Genomic DNA, 17505 nt, shown 5'->3' with positions numbered 1-17505 from the left:
CACTGCGCCGCTTGGGTCACGAATAAGATCTCCGTTTATCGGGACCCCATAACATTTTGACGTTATTCTCCGTTGCTTTCTGGAGGTCTAGATAGAAAAGGCATCAATGTGTTGCCCATGCCAAGTCGAATCTCAACGCAATCGCCGCAAAGGCGTAAAGAAGGCACTCCGGGCATGGTCTCTGCGCCGTTGACCAGGCGATATGGGGAAGCGGGCTGATCCCCGCATGATGTGCAGACATCGGCTTTACCCTCTGAAGTGACAACATGGCGGGACAATGCAGCGAGATTCGGTTCCACGCGTTCGACTATATACCACCAGAACGGTGTGTGTGGCTCGATCTCCTCCATGTGCTCCTCAAGCTGGTCTGGGTAATGTCTTTTGAGCCATTCATAGGCCACTTCCCTACGACACTGATCATAGCGTATGAGCGTTTCATACAGTGTAATCTCAAGACAAAAAGAATCGCGGGGATGTTGCCGTTGCGCCGCCTGAAGTTGTACGAGATTGATCGCAAAGCGAATCCCACCGCTGTAGGCTTCTTTGAGCGTACCTATACAATAGTCGCGTATAGGTTCATGTGGCGCGGTAAATTTGTCTATCAGTTCGTGGCTATATCGCCATGGATGCTTCGTGACCTCGATCTTCCAGATGTCGAGATAGCCGCTGCTCTTAAGTACAGTTGCGATAAGCGGATCGGCTTCTGGGTGATTTACAAGGAAATTATACAGGTCATCAAAATTCTCCACGCCTGGGTCAACAGAGCGCGCGGCGTTTAGTACGGCGTTTTGGGCATCATGCGTAGCCTGAATCGGGTTCGCATGATCGGAGAGCCGCGAGACTTCTTCAATTGAAATCGTTTCGAACTCTACTGGTAATTCCTCCAGCAGTTGGCTTTGGCGCAGATCTTCGGGTGAGCAGTAGTCCGTGTCCATGACAAGCTCTATGCCGGCCCTTTTATATGCGCGTGCAATCAGGCGAGAACAGAATTGCCTTCTGGATTCTGGCCTGCTCGTCGCCACGACTGATCGTACTGCTTCGGCAATGGAATAGCGTGCACCGATTTCAGCTCGAGCATACTCGATGACTTTCTCCAGAACCTGGCGGTCGGGAGGATTCTTCAGGCGGAAGTGAAGTGCTTGTTCGTTATCTTTGAAGAATTCACGCTGAAGATTGCGTGCTTGCACCCCATCCGAGGTCGAGTCGATGACGGAGCCGTGCTGCACGCAAATCATTGCATGAGATACTATGCCGCTGGTCGCGATGCGGATCGCCTTGCTGATCTTCCCGGGGCGTGCCGTTAGGAGAATATCTCCTCGTTGCACGCCGTTGATTTTAATGCGTTTCATGGCCCCTCCATAGTTCGGGCACATTCTTCCCACTTGATCGAACTGAGGCTAGTTGATCCCGGATTGGGCATGTTCGATTGCAATTCCTTTGCCTAGGGCTGCTGGCCGAACTTAACATCCAGGCCAACCAACCCTTCTGCATAGAACATGATGACGAATTGTCATTCGACACGGCAGAATCGGCCCGAGAAATGTCAATCAACGTGGTTTCCGGCAGCAGTTATATCAATTGTGAAATCTGATGAGAATGATCCGTTCTCTTGATCTCGGCCTGATCCCCGCGACGGATAGCCGTGCGGATTGCAGGCAACAATTGTTCGGCCAATTTTATAGTTGAAACTGAAATGTGTGTGGCCGTGCAGCCAGGCAGTGGGCTGGTATTGTTTGATCATGTCCGACAGGTCGGACACATAGGCTGCCGAAATCAAGTTATCCTCGTAAGCAGCGGCAATTGAGCCTCGCGCCGGCGCATGATGCGTGACAACGACCGTCGGCCCTCCAAATTCCTGGGCCAGCGTTTCTTCCAGCCAGGTGCGGGTTGTTTCGTGGATCTGGAGTGCATCAACTGGTCTGAACGTTCGGCCCTGCAATGCGATGAGCCTGTGATCGTTTAGACATTCTCCGGCATTCGACATGGCGGCAGTGGCTCGGTCTGGATCGAGAATTTCATAGTCGGTCCAAAGTGTGGCGCCGAGAAAGCGGGTTCCGCCCACAATGGCGACTTCCTGCTCGAGGAAATGCACCTCCCGCCCAGAGTCTCGAAGCCGTGCGGCGCCTAACCGCAGCTCTTCAATATCCTCGAGCAAGCTGCCCTTATAGAATTCGTGATTGCCGGCGACATAGATGATGGGAATCTCGAGAAACTCAGACACCTGCGACACGTAGTCCAGCGCCATACGTGGGCCGACTTCTATATCTCCGGCCAGCACCAGGACATCAGGCTGCTGCTTCTTCAGTTCGAGTAAAGAAGGCCCTCGATCTGGGTGCAGGTCTCGCCGCGGGCCAGGTTTCTCGAACTCACAATGTAGATCCGACATCAGGGCGATGCGCATGTCATCCCGCGACCGTTTTTGACGTGAAACAAGCTCTAATTTCATCGAATGAATTTAGGTACAGCACAAGGTCCGGAATCTGCTGATGCAGAATTGGAACCCGCGTCGACAAGTGGCGTAGTTTTAGAAACGCAATTCCGGATGCAGGCCGGCGCGTGCTGCCAAGGTCAGCAGCATGTCCAGGCTGAGGTCTTCCACCTTGCCCTTGATTAGCCTGGACACACGCCGCTGCGTGATGCCGAGTTGTCGTGCCGTCTCGGCTTGCGTCCAGCCTTGCTCCTTGAGCCGCTGCACGGTACGGATCATAACTTCGGCGCGGAGCTTCATTACCTCGGCTTCGGCGGGATCGAAGCCCAGATCGACGAATACATTGCCGCTGCCGTCGATGGTTCGGGTGTCATTCCCGATCATGCTCATCCTCCAATCAGCTTGTGCGGGCCGCTATTATTAAAGTTGCTCTCAGCCTGCCGCTGGTCACTTCCTGACATGTTCAACAGCTAGGCCGTACCCTTCCTGGCGCAGCAGCGGCATAAAGACCCTCATGAAGTTCCTTAACCTGGGTCTGCCGGCCGCACTCAGCATCCGAACCAGGCGGCCCCTCCGAATCCCGGTTTGCTTGGCCAGGCCCTTAAAGCCACAAGTGGCCTCCACGTAGTAGCCCATGGTTTGAAGGGCCATCCGGGGCTGACCGTTCAGCTGCTCTACTGCCTTCTCAAGCAGCCTTCTCCTAGCGGCGCGGCTCCGCCTGGCTCTGGAGACAATGGTTTGCTGGTCAGCTTTGGTCCGCGGCATGGCATACCTGCAGGTGGTTCCCCTGGTACCAGGCGGTCGTCGGGGCAGGCCGCCGGCCCCCGTCTAGACCGCATTGTGCCATGAATTCTGCCCGAGGACTGGATCTATAAAGTCTGGGCTGGTGGCCGGTTTCTATGTCGGTACGTGGCCAAATATGGGTGTTGTCAGAAAAGATGGTTATTTTGCCGGAAATTGTCAGAAAAGCTGGTGACAAATTGTCATTCGACTCGGTGCGACTCGCAGGAATCGGCCCAAAAATTGTCAACTAATGTGGTTTCCGACAACGACGCGGAGTTGGGTCGGAAACTCGCTGTGCAAGGCTTTTAGGTAGGGATGATAGGCGCGGCATGCTTCGCAGGATGGATCGAAGAACTCCACCAGTGTGACAGGGGCATTCCGCGGACCGATGATGGGAGAATGGGCCCGGATAAGGTTAGTTTCCTCAGCTGGCGGCGCGGCTGCGGCTTTGAGCGCTGCTTCCTGATTGCGGCGCTGCTCTCAATAGAGAGCACCAGATGCGAAGGCGGCGGCACCCAGGGCCGAGGCACCCAGTATGAGGCTGCGGCGTTTCATGAACGGGCTCTCCATGCGAATAGAAGACAAATGGTGATCGCAGCAAAAGTCCCGAGCGACAGATGAGGCATGGGCAAGCCGAGAATCATCTGCGCATTGTCATGAGCAGCGCTCCGAGCTGGACAGAAAAGCCATTATGCGCTTGTATGCCGCGCCGAGCGCACTCTGACGATTGAGGAGAGTGAAGATCAGTTCTTTGGCAGCCAGATGAAAAACCTGCAATCAGGAAATCTAGTCGGTTTCTCGCAGGTCACATCTATTGTATGTCGCGACGAAACGCTCCCCCCAATGGGCGTGCAATGCAGGGTCGCGATGATGGCCCACTTGGTACTCCCGCATTTCGTAGGGCGTTGCAATCCCGTCGAGGTGCCGGTAGCAGCCGATGTTTCGGACCCCCGTTTTCAGAATGCTACTCGCGGGCAGAATACCACCCATTACCTTTCTCAGAAGCATAGACCTCGACAATTGGGCCTCGACGTTCACTGATCTTTCCAGCTGAGTCAGATTTCATCCTGAGTTGATCTCTGACTATTGGAGCCGAGGCAGAATCCGCTCCATCTGGTCGATCTCTTCCTGCTGGCCTTTGACGATCTACCGGCACAGAACGGCCAGTTCGGCGTCCGGCATCGCGGCTTCATCAGGATGGCACCCGAATGATTTGGGATTATGCAGCGCACGCAGGCATAGCTGCCGATGAACACGATGCCGGCTAACGGCAATGATTGCACAGTTCAGGCGCTGTGCAGGGAACATCGAGTGCATGGCGATGAGCATCACGACGACTATGGGCGCCACCATCATCAGCGTCATGTAGACGTTGTCTAGGTTGAAATGGAAATCCGACAGAGAATTGTTCATGGTATACATGACCAGGTACATGATGGCGAAATCGACCGTCAGCTCGGCGGCGAAGCCCCAATAATGGGATTTATGCATCTCCGTCAAATGGTGTGCCATAGCATGGCTCCGGGACTGTGATCGGACCGGCCTATGAGTAACGGGAATAGACCATGGTCGTTCCACCCTTCGCAAACAGCAGGACGTCATAAGGATCTGTTTCTCCAGTCTCCATGCCGGGCGAGCCTTCCGGCATGCCGGGCACTGTGAGGCCTAGTGCATCCGGCCGTTCGCGCAGCAACCGCTGAATATCCGCGGCCGGGACATGGCCTTCGATGACATAACCGCCGGCGCGTGCGGTGTGGCATGAGGACAGCTCAGGTGTGAGGCCGGCATTCAGCTTCTCCTGATTGAGCAGCGCCATCGGCACATCCTTGGCCGTGACCTGGAAACCGGCCTTACGCAGATGGGTGATCCAGGCGTTGCAGCAGCCACAGCTCGAGGTTTTCAGCACGTGGATGGCCTCCATCGCCCGGACCGGGACGATGGGAAGTACCGTGGCTGAAAGGGTCAGCATCAGAAAAGCGCGACGGTTCATGGTGGTCTCCTTCACATCTTTGGAATGTTGCGTTGCTTGATCAGGGCATAGATCGCGGGGATAACGATCAGGGTAAGCAAGGTGGACGACACCATGCCGCCGATCATCGGCACGGCGATGCGTTGCATGACTTCCGAGCCAGTCCCGGTGATCCACAGGATCGGCAGCAGGCCCGCCATGATGGTGATCACTGTCATGGCCTTTGGTCGCACGCGGTCGACGGCGCCCTCGACGATCGCCACTCGCAGGTCTTCTTTCGTAAAGGCTCGCTCTTCAGTGCGGCAGAGCGCCTGCCGGTCGCGCAGCGCATGGTCGAGGTAGATCAGCATGATCACGCCGGTCTCGGCTGCGACGCCAGCCAGAGCAATGAAGCCGACGGCAACCGCCACGCTGAAGTTGAACCCCATCCAGTCCATCAGCCAGAGCCCGCCGATCAGGGCAAAGGGCAGACTCAGCATCACGATCAGGGTTTCGGTCATGCGCCGGAAATTGAGGTAGAGCAGCAGAATGATGACGAAGAGCGTCGCCGGTACGACGACGCTGAGGCGCTGCTTGGCGCGTTCCAGATACTCATACTGGCCGCTCCAGGCGAGCGTCACCCCCTTCGGCAACTGCACCTCGCGGGCCAGCTGCGCCTGGGCGTCGGCGACATATGAACCGATATCACGGCCCTGCATGTCGATGAAGACATAGACCGCGAGCTGAGCATTCTCGGTGCGGATCCCGGTCGGCCCCTGTTCCAGCCTGGTGCTGGCCAGTTGCCCGAGCGGCACCATGGCGCCATTGGGGAGCGGCACCAGGACTTCGCGGGCGATGGCCTGGGGGCTGGACCGCAATTCGCGCGGGTAGCGGATGATCACGCCATAGCGCTCCCGGCCCTCTACTGTGCTGGTAACCAGTTCGCCACCCAGCGCCATGGCGATGACATTCTGTAAGGTGTCGACGGTCACACCATGCCGCGCGAGCGCCAGGCGGTCTGGCTCGATGGTGAGGTAGTAGCCGCCGATCACGCGCTCGGCAAAGGCGCTCGACGTGCCCTGGACTTTGCGCAGATTGGTCTCGATCTTCCTGGCAAGGCCGTCGAGTTCGGCGAGGTCTGGCCCGAACAGTTTGATGCCAAGCGTGGTGCGGATGCCGGTCGAGAGCATGTCGGTGCGCATCTTGATCGGCATGGTCCAGGCGTTCGATACGCCGGGGATCTGCAGCGCCTGATCCATCTCCCGGATCAGGCTGTCGACGGTCACGCCCGGCCGCCATTCCGACTGCGGCTTCAGGTTGATCACGGTCTCGAACATCTCGGTCGGCGCCGGATCGGTCGCTGAATTGATCCGGCCCGCCTTGCCGAAGACGCTTTCCACCTCCTGGAAGCTCTTGATGATCTTGTTCTGAGTCTGCACCAGTTCGGCTGCCTTAGCGATCGACAGTCCCGGCAGGGTGACGGGCATGTACTGGATAGTGCCTTCATTCAGGTTCGGCATGAATTCCGTGCCGATGCGGGAGAGCGGAATCCAGCTCAAACCCAAAGCCAGGACGGAGACTGCAATCGTCACCCCCTTGGCGCGGAGCACTAGGTCGATCACCGGCCGGTAGGCCGCAATAAGCAGCCGGTTCACCGGATTGCGGTGCTCAGGCACGATCTTGCCGCGGATCAGCAACACCATCAGCGCCGGCACGAGCGTGACCGACAGAAGGGCTGCCCCCGCCATGGCGAAGGTCTTGGTATAGGCCAGCGGCTTGAACAGCCGGCCCTCCTGGGCTTCAAGCGCGAAGATCGGGATGAAGGACACCGTGATGATCAGCAGGCTGAAAAAAAGCGACGGTCCGACCTCGACGGCAGCCTCGGTCAGCACCTTGACCCGATCAGCCTCGGGGCCAGCCCGCTCCAGCCGTTTATGGGCATTCTCGATCATCACGATGGCCGCATCGACCATGGCGCCGATCGCGATCGCAATGCCCCCTAAACTCATGATGTTGGAGGTGATGCCGAAAGCCTCCATCAGGATGATCGCGATCAGGATACCGACCGGCAGGGTGACGATGGCGACAAGCGCGCTGCGCACATGCAGCAGGAAAATGAAGCAAACGAGCGCCACCACGATCGATTCCTCGATCAGGGTGGATTTGAGTGTGGCTACGGCCCGCCGGATCAGTTCCGAGCGATCATAGACCGTCACGATGTCGACACCTTCGGGCAGGCTCGCCTTCATCTCCTGGATGCGCGCCTTGACCCCGTCGATCACGGCGAGGGCATTCTGGCCGGCCCGCTGGATGACCGTGCCGCTCACCACTTCGCCTTCGCCATTCAGCTCGGTGATGCCGCGGCGCTCATCCGGCCCCAGTTCGATACGGGCCACATCGGAAAGCCGCACCGGCGTACCGCCTTCCGACTTCAGGACGATATGGCCGATGTCGGACAGGTTGCGCAGGTAGCCGCGGCCGCGCACCATGAATTCGGTCTCAGCCATCTCAATCACCCGGCCGCCGACATCCCGGTTGCTCTGCCGGATCGCTTCGGCGACCCGCTCGAGCGGTATGTTGAAGGCCTGCAGTTTGCGGGGATCGACAACGACCTGATACTGCTTGACGAAACCGCCGGCCGACGCGATCTCGGCCACGCCGTCCGATTTGGCGAGCTGGTAGCGGAAATTCCAGTCCTGCAGGCTGCGCAGCTCGGCCAGCGTCTTCTGTGCCCCGGTGACGGCATACTGGTAGACCCAGCCCACACCGGTCGCATCCGGCCCGAGTGCCGGAGTAATGCCAGCGGGAAGTCGCTTTGTGGCGAAGTTCAGGTATTCCAGCACCCGGCTGCGCGCCCAGTAGAGGTCGGTACCTTCCTCGAAAATCACATAGACGAAAGACACCCCAAAGTACGAGAAGCCGCGCACCACCTTGGAGCGAGGCACATTCAGCATGGCCGAAGTGAGCGGATAGGTGACCTGATCTTCCACCACCTGCGGTGCCTGGCCGGAATACTCGGCGTAGACAATCACCTGGGTATCGGAGAGGTCCGGGATGGCATCGAGCGGCAGCCGGCTTAGCGCGACAAGGCCGGCCGCACTCAGGAACAGGGTCGCAAACAGCACCAGGAAGATGTTGCGGGTCGACCAGCGGATCAGGGCGGCGATCATTTCGGCGCCTCCTGACCCGCCTGTCCTGCCGGTGGCGGTGCAAAGGATTGCAGGGCCGCCTTCAGATTGGCTTCGGCATCCAGCAGGAAGTTCGCCTGCACCACCACGGCCTCACCCTCATCCAGCCCGTCACGGACTTCAACATAACCGTCTCCGCGTACGCCCAACCTGACTTCGCGCGGATCAAAGCGGCCCATGCCGATATCGACGATGACGATCTGACGCCGACCGCTGTCGATCACCGCACTATCGGGTATGGCAAGTGTCTCTTCGGTGGTCGCCTGGGTATTCAGCAGCACCGAGGCGTACATCTCGGCCTTGAGCGCACCATCCGGATTGGGCACCTCGATCCGTACCCGGGCGGTGCGGGTCTCGCGGTTCACCGTCGGATAGATGAAGGCGACCTTGCCGGCGAATTTGCGGTTGGGGTAGGCATTCACCGCGATCTCGACCGGCTGGCCCGGTTTGATCAGACCCAGATCCTGCTCGAACACCTCGGCCTGCAGCCAGAGCTGGCTGTCATCCACCAGGCGATAAAGCCGCTCGCCCGGCATAATGCGCATGCCCTCAACCACGGCCTTGTCCATCACGAGGCCTTGCATCGGGGCGGCAATGGCGAATTGCCGGCTGACCTGGCCACTGCGCAGCAAGCGGTCCTGGACGGCCTTGGGAAGATCGAGGTTACGCAGGCGGGAAAGCGCGCCCTGAACGAGGCGATCCGCATCATCGCGCGCAGCCTGGTCATTTGCAGGCGCTTCATCGCGCAGGCGTGCTGCCAGCAGGTATTCCTCCTGAGCCTGTACCATGGCCGGGCTGTAAACCAGCATCATGGTCTGGCCGGCCTTGACCGGCTCCCCGGTGGCATTGACGAACAGCTTCTCGATCCAGGCTTCGTATTTGAGGGTCACATCGACCTGACGGCGTTCGTCGAACTGGAAGCTCGCGGTTGCGCGCACCGGCTGCGACAGCATGCGGCTGCGGGCCTCTTCCGTGCGGACGCCGAGCAGCTGGATCTTCTGCGGGCTGAGCTTGATACCGCGATCGAGGCCTTCTTCCTCGCCCTCATAGACCGGGATGTAATCCATGCCCATCCAGTCTTTTTTCGGGGCCGGCGAGACATCGGGCAGGCCCATCGGGTTGCGGTAGTAGAGCAATTTCTTTTCAGCCTTCGGTGCTGCTCCGGTCGGCTGGGTCGATGTCATGGCCGGCATGGTGGCGTCCTTGCCGCGAAATATTCCCGGCAGGCCATGCGTTCCGAGGAAATAACCACTAGCACCAGCTAGTGCCGCGATCGCGACGCCAGCCAGGATGAATTGAGGGCGGATCATAGGTCACCTCCGACCAGGCGTTCGATTTCGGCCAGCAGCCGGCGTTGTTCGGCCTGGGCACGGATGCCATCCAGTTCGACCTCGCGCAGCCGGCTCTGCGCCTGCACCAGGTCGGCGAAGCCGCCGCTGCCCTGCTCATAGGCGCGCAACTGGGCAGTCAGTGCCGCCCGCGCCTGGGACAGGATGCTGCCCGTGCTTAAACTTTCGATGCGCTGCTGCGCCTCCAGACCGGCCAGCATCTCGCGCAAGCTGGAGGCAAGCTCCAGCTCGATGGCCTGACGCCGAACCCGCACGGCGCTCTGCTCGGCGATCGCCTCATTCTTCTTGGCGTCCCGCAGGCCGCCGCGCAGTGGAATGTTCAGGGTAACGTAAGCCTCATAGGCCCGGACGCCGAAATCCTGCTCGATCGTGCCGACGCCAAGCGAGACATCCGGCATCCAGTCGGCATCGGCAAGACGCCGCCTGGCATCGGCGCCGTTGCCACGCGCTGCGAGCTGACGGAATTGGGGGTTGCGGTCGAGCGCTTCCGCGACCAGGCTATCGAACTGTAACCGCTCCGGCCTTGGCATCGGCGCCAGCCCGAATGGGGGCTGCAGCATGGCGCTCGTATTCCGGCCCAGCAGCCCGTTCAACCGGGCGTCAAGCTGGCGGATATCACCCTGCATGCGCGCGATCTCGGTTTCCAGCCGGTTGCGGGCCAGGCGACTGTTGAGTGCGCCTTCCTGGCCGATGCGTCCTTGCGCATAACCGCGATCGGCCGCCTCTACGGTGCGATCCAGCAGGCCACGTTGCTCGTTGAGGACACGTAAGCCCGCCTGGGCGAGATAGCGCTGCGCCTGCAGGGCTTTGATCCTCGACGCCAGTTCATTGGCGACCTGATCCTGACGCGCCTGTGCATCCGCCGTATCGGCATCTGCAATGCCGCGGCGCAAGTCACGTTTGCCGCCCAATGGGAAGCTCTGCTCCAGCATGTATTTGCGATAGCCAAGCTGGTCGGGCAGCAGACCGGATGAGCGCGTGTTGTCATTGAATTCCACCCGGAAGGTCGGATCCGCTAGGCTGTCGGCGGCCGAGGCTCTAGCCGCCGCCATGTCGCGCTCAAGCGCTGCGATCGCGATATCGGGATGCTGACTGCGGGCCGTCGCCAGCAGCAAGGACAGCTCGCCACCCAAAGCAGGCTGTCCCAGCGTCGGCTGCGCCAGGACCGGGATACCGGCCGTGGCAATCAGCAGCAGCATGGTGCCAATGGCACCACGGCATACAAAAGATTTGAACATGGAAAATGCTCCGTCTCCAGACGTCGGACATGGCCCGGCAGGCCGGGCCGTGGGTCAGGTCAGGAGCGGAGGATCGGCGGATCGTAAAGCGGCGGCGGCAGCCAGTCGGCGATGCCGCGGTCCGCGAATGAAGGTTCAGCCACAACATTAAGCCGGGTCATGGCTGATTGCGCGGGCAGGCTCACGCCCGGAATAGCGATGCAGCCAACCTTGCACTTCGACAGATCGGCAGTGCCATCGAGACCGGCCTGATCGGCTTCGTCGCAGCAATCGTGACCAGGTGCCGAGGCCTGAATGGTTTCCGACTGGGCCGCGCCAGCATCAGCCGGCGCACAATTGGCGCTCATCGGCGCCAGCGGGCCCAACAGGAGCCCAATGGCGACCAAAAGACGGAGTGCTTTAGACAAACCGGCGGTCATGTGCATAGTCTACACCGACTCCCTGCGTAGCCGAACGGCAAAATGACGCAGGTCGGCCAGGCATCCCGGGGTCGGGCGGCAATCAATGATCATGATGCGCCCCGACATCGCCGACAACATCGACCCATTGCCCGGCGTTGAAAATGAGACGCAAGGGAACATGCATGCCGTTGCGCAGCGTCTCACGAAGCCCGGTCAGCTCGACCCACATATGGGATGTGCCGAAATTCAGATTCTGCTCCGTTTCCACACCGAGCGAGTCCAGCTGCAGTTGGCGTCCATCCCCGGAATTGAACATGATCCGGCTACCGGATGCGACCGGTGTCTCTATCCGCAACAAGTGGATGGTACTTCGAGTATTATTTTGAATACTGAATTTCAAGATCGCACTCGTACCATCCCTGGGCTCAATCAAGACATGATCGACATTGATCTGGAGGCCGAATTCCGTATGGGCGCGAACAGCCGTCGGGAGCAGCGGAACAAGGATAAGAATCACTAATGCCCAAGTCGTGTGACGCCAAGATGCATGAAGGCTGATACGGCAGGCCTTCATGCAATTGGTCAGTCGAATCAACACAGAACTAAGCTTTGACGGCATCATGCAATATCCAGCAGAAAACTCCCCTGGCCGGGTGGTAGACTTAAGAATCCACTACGGTACCATCCGGACCAGGAGGGGCGCTGCTATCCTCTCTATTTTTTGGGCTCGACCGAAGTCAGGACCATGGCGCCACTGTCCTTAGTCACCGTGAAATTGACCGTCTCGCCAACCTTCGCTCTGTCCAGCAGGCCTGGATCCTTCACTTGGAAGACCATGGTCATGCCAGGCATATCCATGGCCTCGATCGGGCCATGCTTGATGGTGATCTTGCTTGCATCCTTGTCTACTTTGCGGATCTCGCCTTCGCCCTTACCCGTCATCTGGGCAAAAGCATCAGGGCCAGTTCCAAGCAGACCGAGATACAGCGCTGCAGCCAGCATAATCTTCTTCATGACTCTTGCTCCTTTACCGGTTCAATCAGGCTTTAACGAACAATGATCTTCCCCTTCATGCCGCCCTGCATGTGCCCAGGAACCAGGCAGCCGTAATCAAAGGTTCCCGTCTTGGTGAACTTCCACAGGATGGTCTTGGTCTTGCCTGGATCGACGGTCACCGCATTTGGATCGTCATGTTCCATCTCCGGGTTCTTCTCCATCACCTTGGCATGCTCAACCAACTCATCCATGGTACCGAGCGTCATCTCGTGTTTGAGCTGGCCACTGTTCTTCACCACAAACTTAATGGTTTCGCCGCGCGAGACCATCACCGTTGCGGGGCCGAAGCGCATCTCATCGGTCATGTTGATATTGACGACCCGGGCGTTAGCTTTCGGGTCCCCAGGCTCGCCAAGCGCTGCAGCATGGCCATCGTAGACACCTTTCTTGTTGTCATGGCCATGGCCGCCACTATGACCGGGGGCCGCATCGGCGGTGACGGCCGCCAGGCCGAGCAGACCAGTGACCAGCATGAGCATCAGTTTGCGATTAATCGTTAGCATCGAGTTTTCCTTCTGCAGTGTAGCGGCTCTTCAGCCGCGCTTGTTGACGTCACCATTGTATTTATAGGCAACCGTACCAGGCGGATTCTTGTACCAGCCGGGATCCTTGTAATCGCCGCGGGCAAGTCCCTCGCGGACCTTTACCACGGTAAACATGCCGCCCATCTCGATCGGCCCGAACGGACCAGTGCCGGTCATCATTGGCAATGTGTTGTCGGGTAGGGGCATTTCCATTTCCCCCATATCCGCCATGCCGCGCTCCCCCATGGTCATGTAATCGGGAATGAGCGAGACCATGCGTTTGGAGATACCGCGATGATCGACGCCGATCATGGTAGGCACGTCATGACCCATGGCATTCATAGTGTGATGCGACTTGTGGCAGTGGAAAGCCCAGTCGCCCGGATGCACGGCGTCGAATTCGAAGGCGCGCATGGCGCCCACCGGGCAGTCGATGGTGACTTCCGGCCAGCGTGCCGATGGCTGTACCCAGCCGCCATCGGTGCAGGTGACCGCAAAATCGTAGCCATGCATGTGGATAGGATGATTGGTCATAGTCAGGTTGCCAAACCGGATGCGTACCCGATCACCCATGCGAACTGGCAGGGTGTCGATTCCGGGGAAGACGCGGCTGTTCCATGTCCAGAGATTGAAATTGGTCATCTCTGCGACCTTGGGTGTCGCCGCACCCGGCTCAATGTCATAGGCACTCATCAGAAAGACGAAATCTCGATCGACGCGATACTGATTCGGATCGCGCGGATGCACGATAAACATGCCCATCATGCCCATGGCCATTTGCACCATCTCGTCAGCGTGCGGGTGGTACATAAAGGTGCCGGATTTTTTTAACTGGAATTCATAGACGTAAGTCTCACCGGGCTTGATCGATGGTTGGTTCAAGCCGCTTACACCATCCATCCCAGACGGCAATATCTGGCCGTGCCAGTGGATGGTGGTATGTTCGGGTAGCTTGTTGGTGACGAATAACCGAACCCAATCGCCTTCGACGGCTTCAATTGTTGGACCAGGCGACTGGCCGTTATAGCCCCAGAGATTGGCTTTCATGCCAGGCGCCAGTTCACGCACTACCGGTTCAGCGACCAGGTGGAATTCCTTCCACTGGCCGTTCATGCGCCAGGGCGCTGACCAGCCGTTCAGGGTGACGACCGGATTGAACGGCCGGCCGGTGCTGGGCAGCGGTGGCGGCTCTGTTTTTGGGCCGGCCGGATAAGCCGGTTCCGGCAGGGCGGCGAGCGCCGAGCGGCTGACGGCAGCCGCGGCGATGCCGGTGGCGGCAGCTGAGAAGAGATTGCGTCGGGTAAACATGCTCATGTCTCCTAAAATTCAATGACCGCCGCCGCCATTGCGGGCGGTAGCAATAGCGCCACCACCTGCGGGCATGCCGGCTTCAACGGGCGCGATTGTGACGAAGGTGAGGTCGGTATCGGCGATCCAGAAGTCGCGCTGCGCTTCCAGAGCCGCCGTAACATCGGCGATCTGGTCGCGAGCATCTGACAGCAGCTCAAAAACGCTGATCAGCATGCCGTTGTATCGCAGCACCATTTCCTCAGACGCCTTCTGCCGCAGCGGAATGATCTCGTCCTGGTAATGCTTGGCAAGCTCGTAGTTGGTCTGATAGCCGAGCCAGGCTTCGCGGGCGGCCGAACGGGCGTTGACCGCCGTATCTGCCAGACGATGAACCGCTTGCAGATAATACTGCTCGGCCTTGGTTGCCTTGGCGTCACCGAAGTCGAACAGCGGTACCTGGAAGCTGATCTCGTAGCCGGTCTGGTCCTTGGCGCTGCTTTCGCTGTTCCGTTGGAAACCAACTTCGAGCACGTTTACGAAGCGGGTTGCATTGGTCAGGCCATAAGATTTCTGCAGGGCCGAGACGTCTGCCTTGGCCATCTGGATATCGAGACGTTCGGCGATTGCCTTGGCTTCGATATTCTCCACGCTGCGTGGGCTGCCTGGTAGGACTGGAAGCCGGTCAGGCAGTTTGTAGGCCATATCCTTGCCCCACAATCCCATCAGGCGGCCAAGCCGCTCGCGGGCGGCCGTGGCCATGACCCGGCTCTTAGCCAGACGCGCTCTGGCATCGGCATAGAAAATTTGCTCGCGAATATAGTCGAGCGTGTTCCAGTTGCCGACGGAGCGCATGCGGCGCGCCAGTTCGGCCTGGGTTTCGGCCGTCTCACGCACCTGCGCGACGTATTTGGCTGTCTGCTCGGCTGCCACAGCTTCGTACCAGGCGCGCTTGGTCTGGGCTGCCAGGGACAGGACCTCGGTGGCGGTATTGAGCTTGGTGCGCTCGAACCGCCTGCTTTCAATACTGGCCGTCATCGGCAACACCAGGAGGCTGAGTGCGTCGATGCCAATGGAACGTTCGATCTCGATGTCCTGGCCACGCCGTAGGCGGGCAAAGCTGAAGCCCGGATTCTCTGGTCGCCAGGAACTGGTTAGATCAGCAGCGCCGATGCCAAGCTCCGAGAAATTGCTCTGCAGGCGGCGATTGTTCAGTAGTGCGACCTGGACGGCGTCATCCGCGCTCAACGGCTTGCCCAGAAGCTCATCAATGGTTTTGCGGACCTTTGCCTCATCTTCCGCAGACTTGATCCAGACCGGCTTCTTGCCGATACGCTGTTCCGTGGCGGATGCGACCTCTTCGAAGGCGCTGTTGGCAATCGGACCTGCACAGGCACCCAGCAGGGCAACAAGGGCAACGCTCGCGGCAAGGCGACGCATAGTATTGGCTTGGTTCATCATGGCCGACCTCACTTGCCGTGTCCGGCATGGCTGCCGGTTGCCGGATCAGCATCAGACCGGGCTTTAGTAGGCATTTCGTCGGTGCTGTCCGACTTGATGGCGCCCATATGGCCGCCGACATCGCGCACGGTGTCATTGGCTTTACGCCAATCGGTCTTGCCCTCGAATTGCGGGCGCTTATAACCGCTGAAGGCAGATTGATAAGGAAGTGGGGCGGTCGATGCATTCGGATCGAGCAGACCGGCCGGCGGCTCTGCAGCCCATACAGCTTGCGCCGCAAGGCCGATGGTCATGCCCAAAAGGACTGACCTGAAACTCATGGAAGACATGGGAAAGCCTCATAAAGTTGAACGACGAAAGGACGATCGACCGCAGGTAGTGCAGCGGGACGATCTTCAGGCGTCGATCAGACTCGAGGAGGCTCGGAGGGAAGTGCGGGTGTGAGGCTTGTGTGCGACTGGGTCACCGGCAGTGCATAGCCCGCATAATTAGCGACGAAGGCCGTCAGTGGCCGCTCGCCGAAGGCAAACAGGCCGCAGAGCGCGCAGTCTTTGCACAGGATGCAGCCCTGATCGCAGTTGCCAGGTGCGCTTTCGCCGCCGGTAGCCATGGCATCGTGATCATGCGGCAGGCCCTTTTCATGGGCAGTGGTCGCATCGATCTTCGAAATCTTGACGCTCTGATGGTCGTGGCCTGCCGCCGAGACCTGGTCTGCAGGATCATGCACGGCCGATCCGGAGACCATGGCCGCCATCATCGTGCTCGATGTCGCTGCCATCGCCATGCTGTGCGAAAGCGAGGACACGGTTCCGGCAAACAGAAGCGCAAATAACGCCAGCGCAGCGGCAAGGCGCTGCCACAGCGAAAGCGTTGTTTGGGTTTGGCCGGGCTTCATGAGGAGTGTTATACAACCTTCCTACATGGCAAGGTCAAGGCCGGAACGAGAGGCAACCAATATTTGAGCAGGCGCTGATTAACCGTCGATTCACGGCGCTTCGCATTTGAAAAACCTGAGTTTTCCGATATCCTGATCGTTAAAGACCCAACCTGCGGACTGCCCGGTCATCGATCGGCGCAGACATTTGCCTGCGATATTGCGGAGGCTGATCGTGTCAATCCGGGTTCTCGTCCTGCTGATGCCAATGCTTTTTACCGCCTGTACAGCAGGCACGCCACCCAGATTCGACAATCTGATCGGCTTGCCCAGGGTGGATATCATGTCCCGTTACGGAGCGCCGGATGCAGAGACCTGGGTCAATGACCGGCAGGTGCTGACCTATATCATGGACGAGCATCGTCTTTCCTCGGCAAAGACGCGACCACCGTCGCCGCGCCTGCATCAGTGCCGGGTGCAGATGGAATTCGATCGCACAAATACCCTGCGCAGCATTCGGGAATCTGGCAACTGCCACGACGACTGACTGAGACGAGAAAAACATGAATGATACCAGCGGCCACGACCATTCGAGTCACGGCCATCAGCATGGCATGCCGGACACAGTGAAGGATCCAGTCTGTGGCATGCTGGTCGCTCCGGCAAAAACCGCCCATCAGGCAGAGCATGACGATCAGTCGTTTTTCTTCTGCTCGAGCGGCTGTAAATCCAAATTTATTGCCGATCCGGTCCGCTACACGACCGCGCAGGCAAAGCCGGCCACGTCGCCGGCCGCGGCGGGCACCATCTATACCTGCCCGATGCATCCCCAGATCCGCCAGTCTGGACCCGGCTCATGCCCGATCTGTGGCATGGCGCTCGAGCCGGAAATGGTCACGGCCGACAGCGGCCCCAATCCCGAACTGATCGATATGACCCGGCGGTTCTGGGTCGGACTGGGACTAACC

Annotated in this window: 19 protein-coding genes; 2 read left to right on the top strand and 17 right to left on the bottom strand. The window is 59.1% G+C overall.

Annotation, left to right across the window (positions count from 1 at the left end; genetic code table 11):
- Positions 1-62 precede the first annotated feature (62 nt).
- The 17 genes from KBB36_RS13425 to KBB36_RS13345 form a co-directional block, all read right to left on the bottom strand.
- Entirely contained in the window at positions 63-1349 is a 1287-nt protein-coding gene (locus KBB36_RS13425; protein WP_290981637.1) for a YiiX/YebB-like N1pC/P60 family cysteine hydrolase, read from the bottom strand.
- Positions 1350-1543: 194 nt separating this feature from the next.
- Entirely contained in the window at positions 1544-2401 is an 858-nt protein-coding gene (locus tag KBB36_RS13420) for a metallophosphoesterase (RefSeq protein ID WP_290981634.1), read from the bottom strand.
- Positions 2402-2524: 123 nt separating this feature from the next.
- Positions 2525-2812, bottom strand: a complete 288-nt coding sequence (locus KBB36_RS13415; RefSeq protein ID WP_290981631.1) for an XRE family transcriptional regulator — start codon at positions 2810-2812, stop codon at positions 2525-2527.
- Positions 2813-3454: 642 nt separating this feature from the next.
- A complete protein-coding gene (locus tag KBB36_RS13410) occupies positions 3455-3601 on the bottom strand; it encodes a thioredoxin domain-containing protein (RefSeq protein WP_290981708.1) in 147 nt (48 codons plus the stop codon).
- 756 nt (positions 3602-4357) lie between these two features.
- Positions 4358-4723: a hypothetical protein gene (locus KBB36_RS13405; RefSeq protein WP_290981628.1), complete on the bottom strand. Its 366-nt coding sequence runs from the start codon at positions 4721-4723 to the stop codon at positions 4358-4360.
- A 31-nt stretch (positions 4724-4754) separates the two neighbouring features.
- Positions 4755-5201, bottom strand: coding sequence for a DUF411 domain-containing protein (locus tag KBB36_RS13400; protein WP_290981625.1), 447 nt, complete (start codon positions 5199-5201; stop codon positions 4755-4757).
- An 11-nt stretch (positions 5202-5212) separates the two neighbouring features.
- Positions 5213-8329: a CusA/CzcA family heavy metal efflux RND transporter gene (locus KBB36_RS13395; RefSeq protein ID WP_290981622.1), complete on the bottom strand. Its 3117-nt coding sequence runs from the start codon at positions 8327-8329 to the stop codon at positions 5213-5215.
- Positions 8326-9657 carry an efflux RND transporter periplasmic adaptor subunit gene (locus tag KBB36_RS13390; RefSeq protein WP_290981619.1) on the bottom strand — a complete coding sequence of 444 codons (1332 nt, stop codon included), beginning with the start codon at positions 9655-9657 and terminating at the stop codon, positions 8326-8328. The genes KBB36_RS13395 and KBB36_RS13390 overlap by 4 nt, the downstream gene beginning before the upstream one ends.
- Positions 9654-10895 carry a TolC family protein gene (locus KBB36_RS13385; RefSeq protein ID WP_290981616.1) on the bottom strand — a complete coding sequence of 414 codons (1242 nt, stop codon included), beginning with the start codon at positions 10893-10895 and terminating at the stop codon, positions 9654-9656. Before KBB36_RS13385 ends, KBB36_RS13390 begins: the two co-directional genes overlap by 4 nt.
- A gap of 98 nt (positions 10896-10993) precedes the next feature.
- Entirely contained in the window at positions 10994-11353 is a 360-nt protein-coding gene (locus KBB36_RS13380) for a hypothetical protein (protein WP_290981613.1), read from the bottom strand.
- Between the two features lie 82 nt (positions 11354-11435).
- A complete protein-coding gene (locus tag KBB36_RS13375; RefSeq protein ID WP_290981610.1) occupies positions 11436-11957 on the bottom strand; it encodes a copper chaperone PCu(A)C in 522 nt (173 codons plus the stop codon).
- Between the two features lie 92 nt (positions 11958-12049).
- A complete protein-coding gene (locus KBB36_RS13370) occupies positions 12050-12349 on the bottom strand; it encodes a copper-binding protein (RefSeq protein WP_290981607.1) in 300 nt (99 codons plus the stop codon).
- Positions 12350-12381: 32 nt separating this feature from the next.
- The gene (locus tag KBB36_RS13365; protein WP_290981604.1) at positions 12382-12894 is read right to left on the bottom strand and encodes a cupredoxin family protein; all 513 of its coding nucleotides are present in this window, start codon (positions 12892-12894) and stop codon (positions 12382-12384) included.
- Between the two features lie 30 nt (positions 12895-12924).
- Positions 12925-14229, bottom strand: coding sequence for a copper oxidase (locus tag KBB36_RS13360; RefSeq protein ID WP_290981601.1), 1305 nt, complete (start codon positions 14227-14229; stop codon positions 12925-12927).
- A 12-nt stretch (positions 14230-14241) separates the two neighbouring features.
- Positions 14242-15663, bottom strand: a complete 1422-nt coding sequence (locus KBB36_RS13355) for a TolC family protein (protein WP_290981598.1) — start codon at positions 15661-15663, stop codon at positions 14242-14244.
- A gap of 8 nt (positions 15664-15671) precedes the next feature.
- On the bottom strand, positions 15672-15992 hold the full coding sequence (locus tag KBB36_RS13350) for a hypothetical protein (RefSeq protein WP_290981594.1): 321 nt from the start codon (positions 15990-15992) through the stop codon (positions 15672-15674).
- 77 nt (positions 15993-16069) lie between these two features.
- On the bottom strand, positions 16070-16558 hold the full coding sequence (locus tag KBB36_RS13345) for a hypothetical protein (protein WP_290981591.1): 489 nt from the start codon (positions 16556-16558) through the stop codon (positions 16070-16072).
- 214 nt (positions 16559-16772) lie between these two features.
- Between KBB36_RS13345 and KBB36_RS13340 the strand changes: the two genes are divergently transcribed.
- Positions 16773-17084, top strand: a complete 312-nt coding sequence (locus KBB36_RS13340; protein WP_290981588.1) for a hypothetical protein — start codon at positions 16773-16775, stop codon at positions 17082-17084.
- A gap of 16 nt (positions 17085-17100) precedes the next feature.
- Positions 17101-17505, top strand: a 405-nt coding sequence (locus tag KBB36_RS13335) for a heavy metal-binding domain-containing protein (protein WP_290981585.1), incomplete at its 3' end; no start/stop codon positions are given.

The sequence above is a fragment of the Ferrovibrio sp. genome (assembly GCF_017994015.1).
Classification (GTDB): Bacteria; Pseudomonadota; Alphaproteobacteria; order Ferrovibrionales; family Ferrovibrionaceae; genus Ferrovibrio.
Note: the sequence above shows the minus strand (reverse complement) of the source record. Positions and strands in the feature narration are given on the sequence as shown.

What these genes read in the sequence shown, in the direction of transcription:
- KBB36_RS13425 (WP_290981637.1), bottom strand. Translation starts at nt 1,349, where the DNA reads ATGAAACGCATTAAAATCAACGGCGTGCAACGAGGAGATATTCTCCTA.
- KBB36_RS13420 (WP_290981634.1), bottom strand. Translation starts at nt 2,401, where the DNA reads ATGCGCATCGCCCTGATGTCGGATCTACATTGTGAGTTCGAGAAACCT.
- KBB36_RS13415 (WP_290981631.1), bottom strand. Translation starts at nt 2,812, where the DNA reads ATGATCGGGAATGACACCCGAACCATCGACGGCAGCGGCAATGTATTC.
- KBB36_RS13405 (WP_290981628.1), bottom strand. Translation starts at nt 4,723, where the DNA reads ATGGCACACCATTTGACGGAGATGCATAAATCCCATTATTGGGGCTTC.
- KBB36_RS13400 (WP_290981625.1), bottom strand. Translation starts at nt 5,201, where the DNA reads ATGAACCGTCGCGCTTTTCTGATGCTGACCCTTTCAGCCACGGTACTT.
- KBB36_RS13395 (WP_290981622.1), bottom strand. Translation starts at nt 8,329, where the DNA reads ATGATCGCCGCCCTGATCCGCTGGTCGACCCGCAACATCTTCCTGGTG.
- KBB36_RS13390 (WP_290981619.1), bottom strand. Translation starts at nt 9,657, where the DNA reads ATGATCCGCCCTCAATTCATCCTGGCTGGCGTCGCGATCGCGGCACTA.
- KBB36_RS13385 (WP_290981616.1), bottom strand. Translation starts at nt 10,895, where the DNA reads ATGCTGCTGCTGATTGCCACGGCCGGTATCCCGGTCCTGGCGCAGCCG.
- KBB36_RS13380 (WP_290981613.1), bottom strand. Translation starts at nt 11,353, where the DNA reads ATGACCGCCGGTTTGTCTAAAGCACTCCGTCTTTTGGTCGCCATTGGG.
- KBB36_RS13375 (WP_290981610.1), bottom strand. Translation starts at nt 11,957, where the DNA reads ATGATGCCGTCAAAGCTTAGTTCTGTGTTGATTCGACTGACCAATTGC.
- KBB36_RS13370 (WP_290981607.1), bottom strand. Translation starts at nt 12,349, where the DNA reads ATGAAGAAGATTATGCTGGCTGCAGCGCTGTATCTCGGTCTGCTTGGA.
- KBB36_RS13365 (WP_290981604.1), bottom strand. Translation starts at nt 12,894, where the DNA reads ATGCTAACGATTAATCGCAAACTGATGCTCATGCTGGTCACTGGTCTG.
- KBB36_RS13360 (WP_290981601.1), bottom strand. Translation starts at nt 14,229, where the DNA reads ATGAGCATGTTTACCCGACGCAATCTCTTCTCAGCTGCCGCCACCGGC.
- KBB36_RS13355 (WP_290981598.1), bottom strand. Translation starts at nt 15,663, where the DNA reads ATGATGAACCAAGCCAATACTATGCGTCGCCTTGCCGCGAGCGTTGCC.
- KBB36_RS13350 (WP_290981594.1), bottom strand. Translation starts at nt 15,992, where the DNA reads ATGTCTTCCATGAGTTTCAGGTCAGTCCTTTTGGGCATGACCATCGGC.
- KBB36_RS13345 (WP_290981591.1), bottom strand. Translation starts at nt 16,558, where the DNA reads ATGAAGCCCGGCCAAACCCAAACAACGCTTTCGCTGTGGCAGCGCCTT.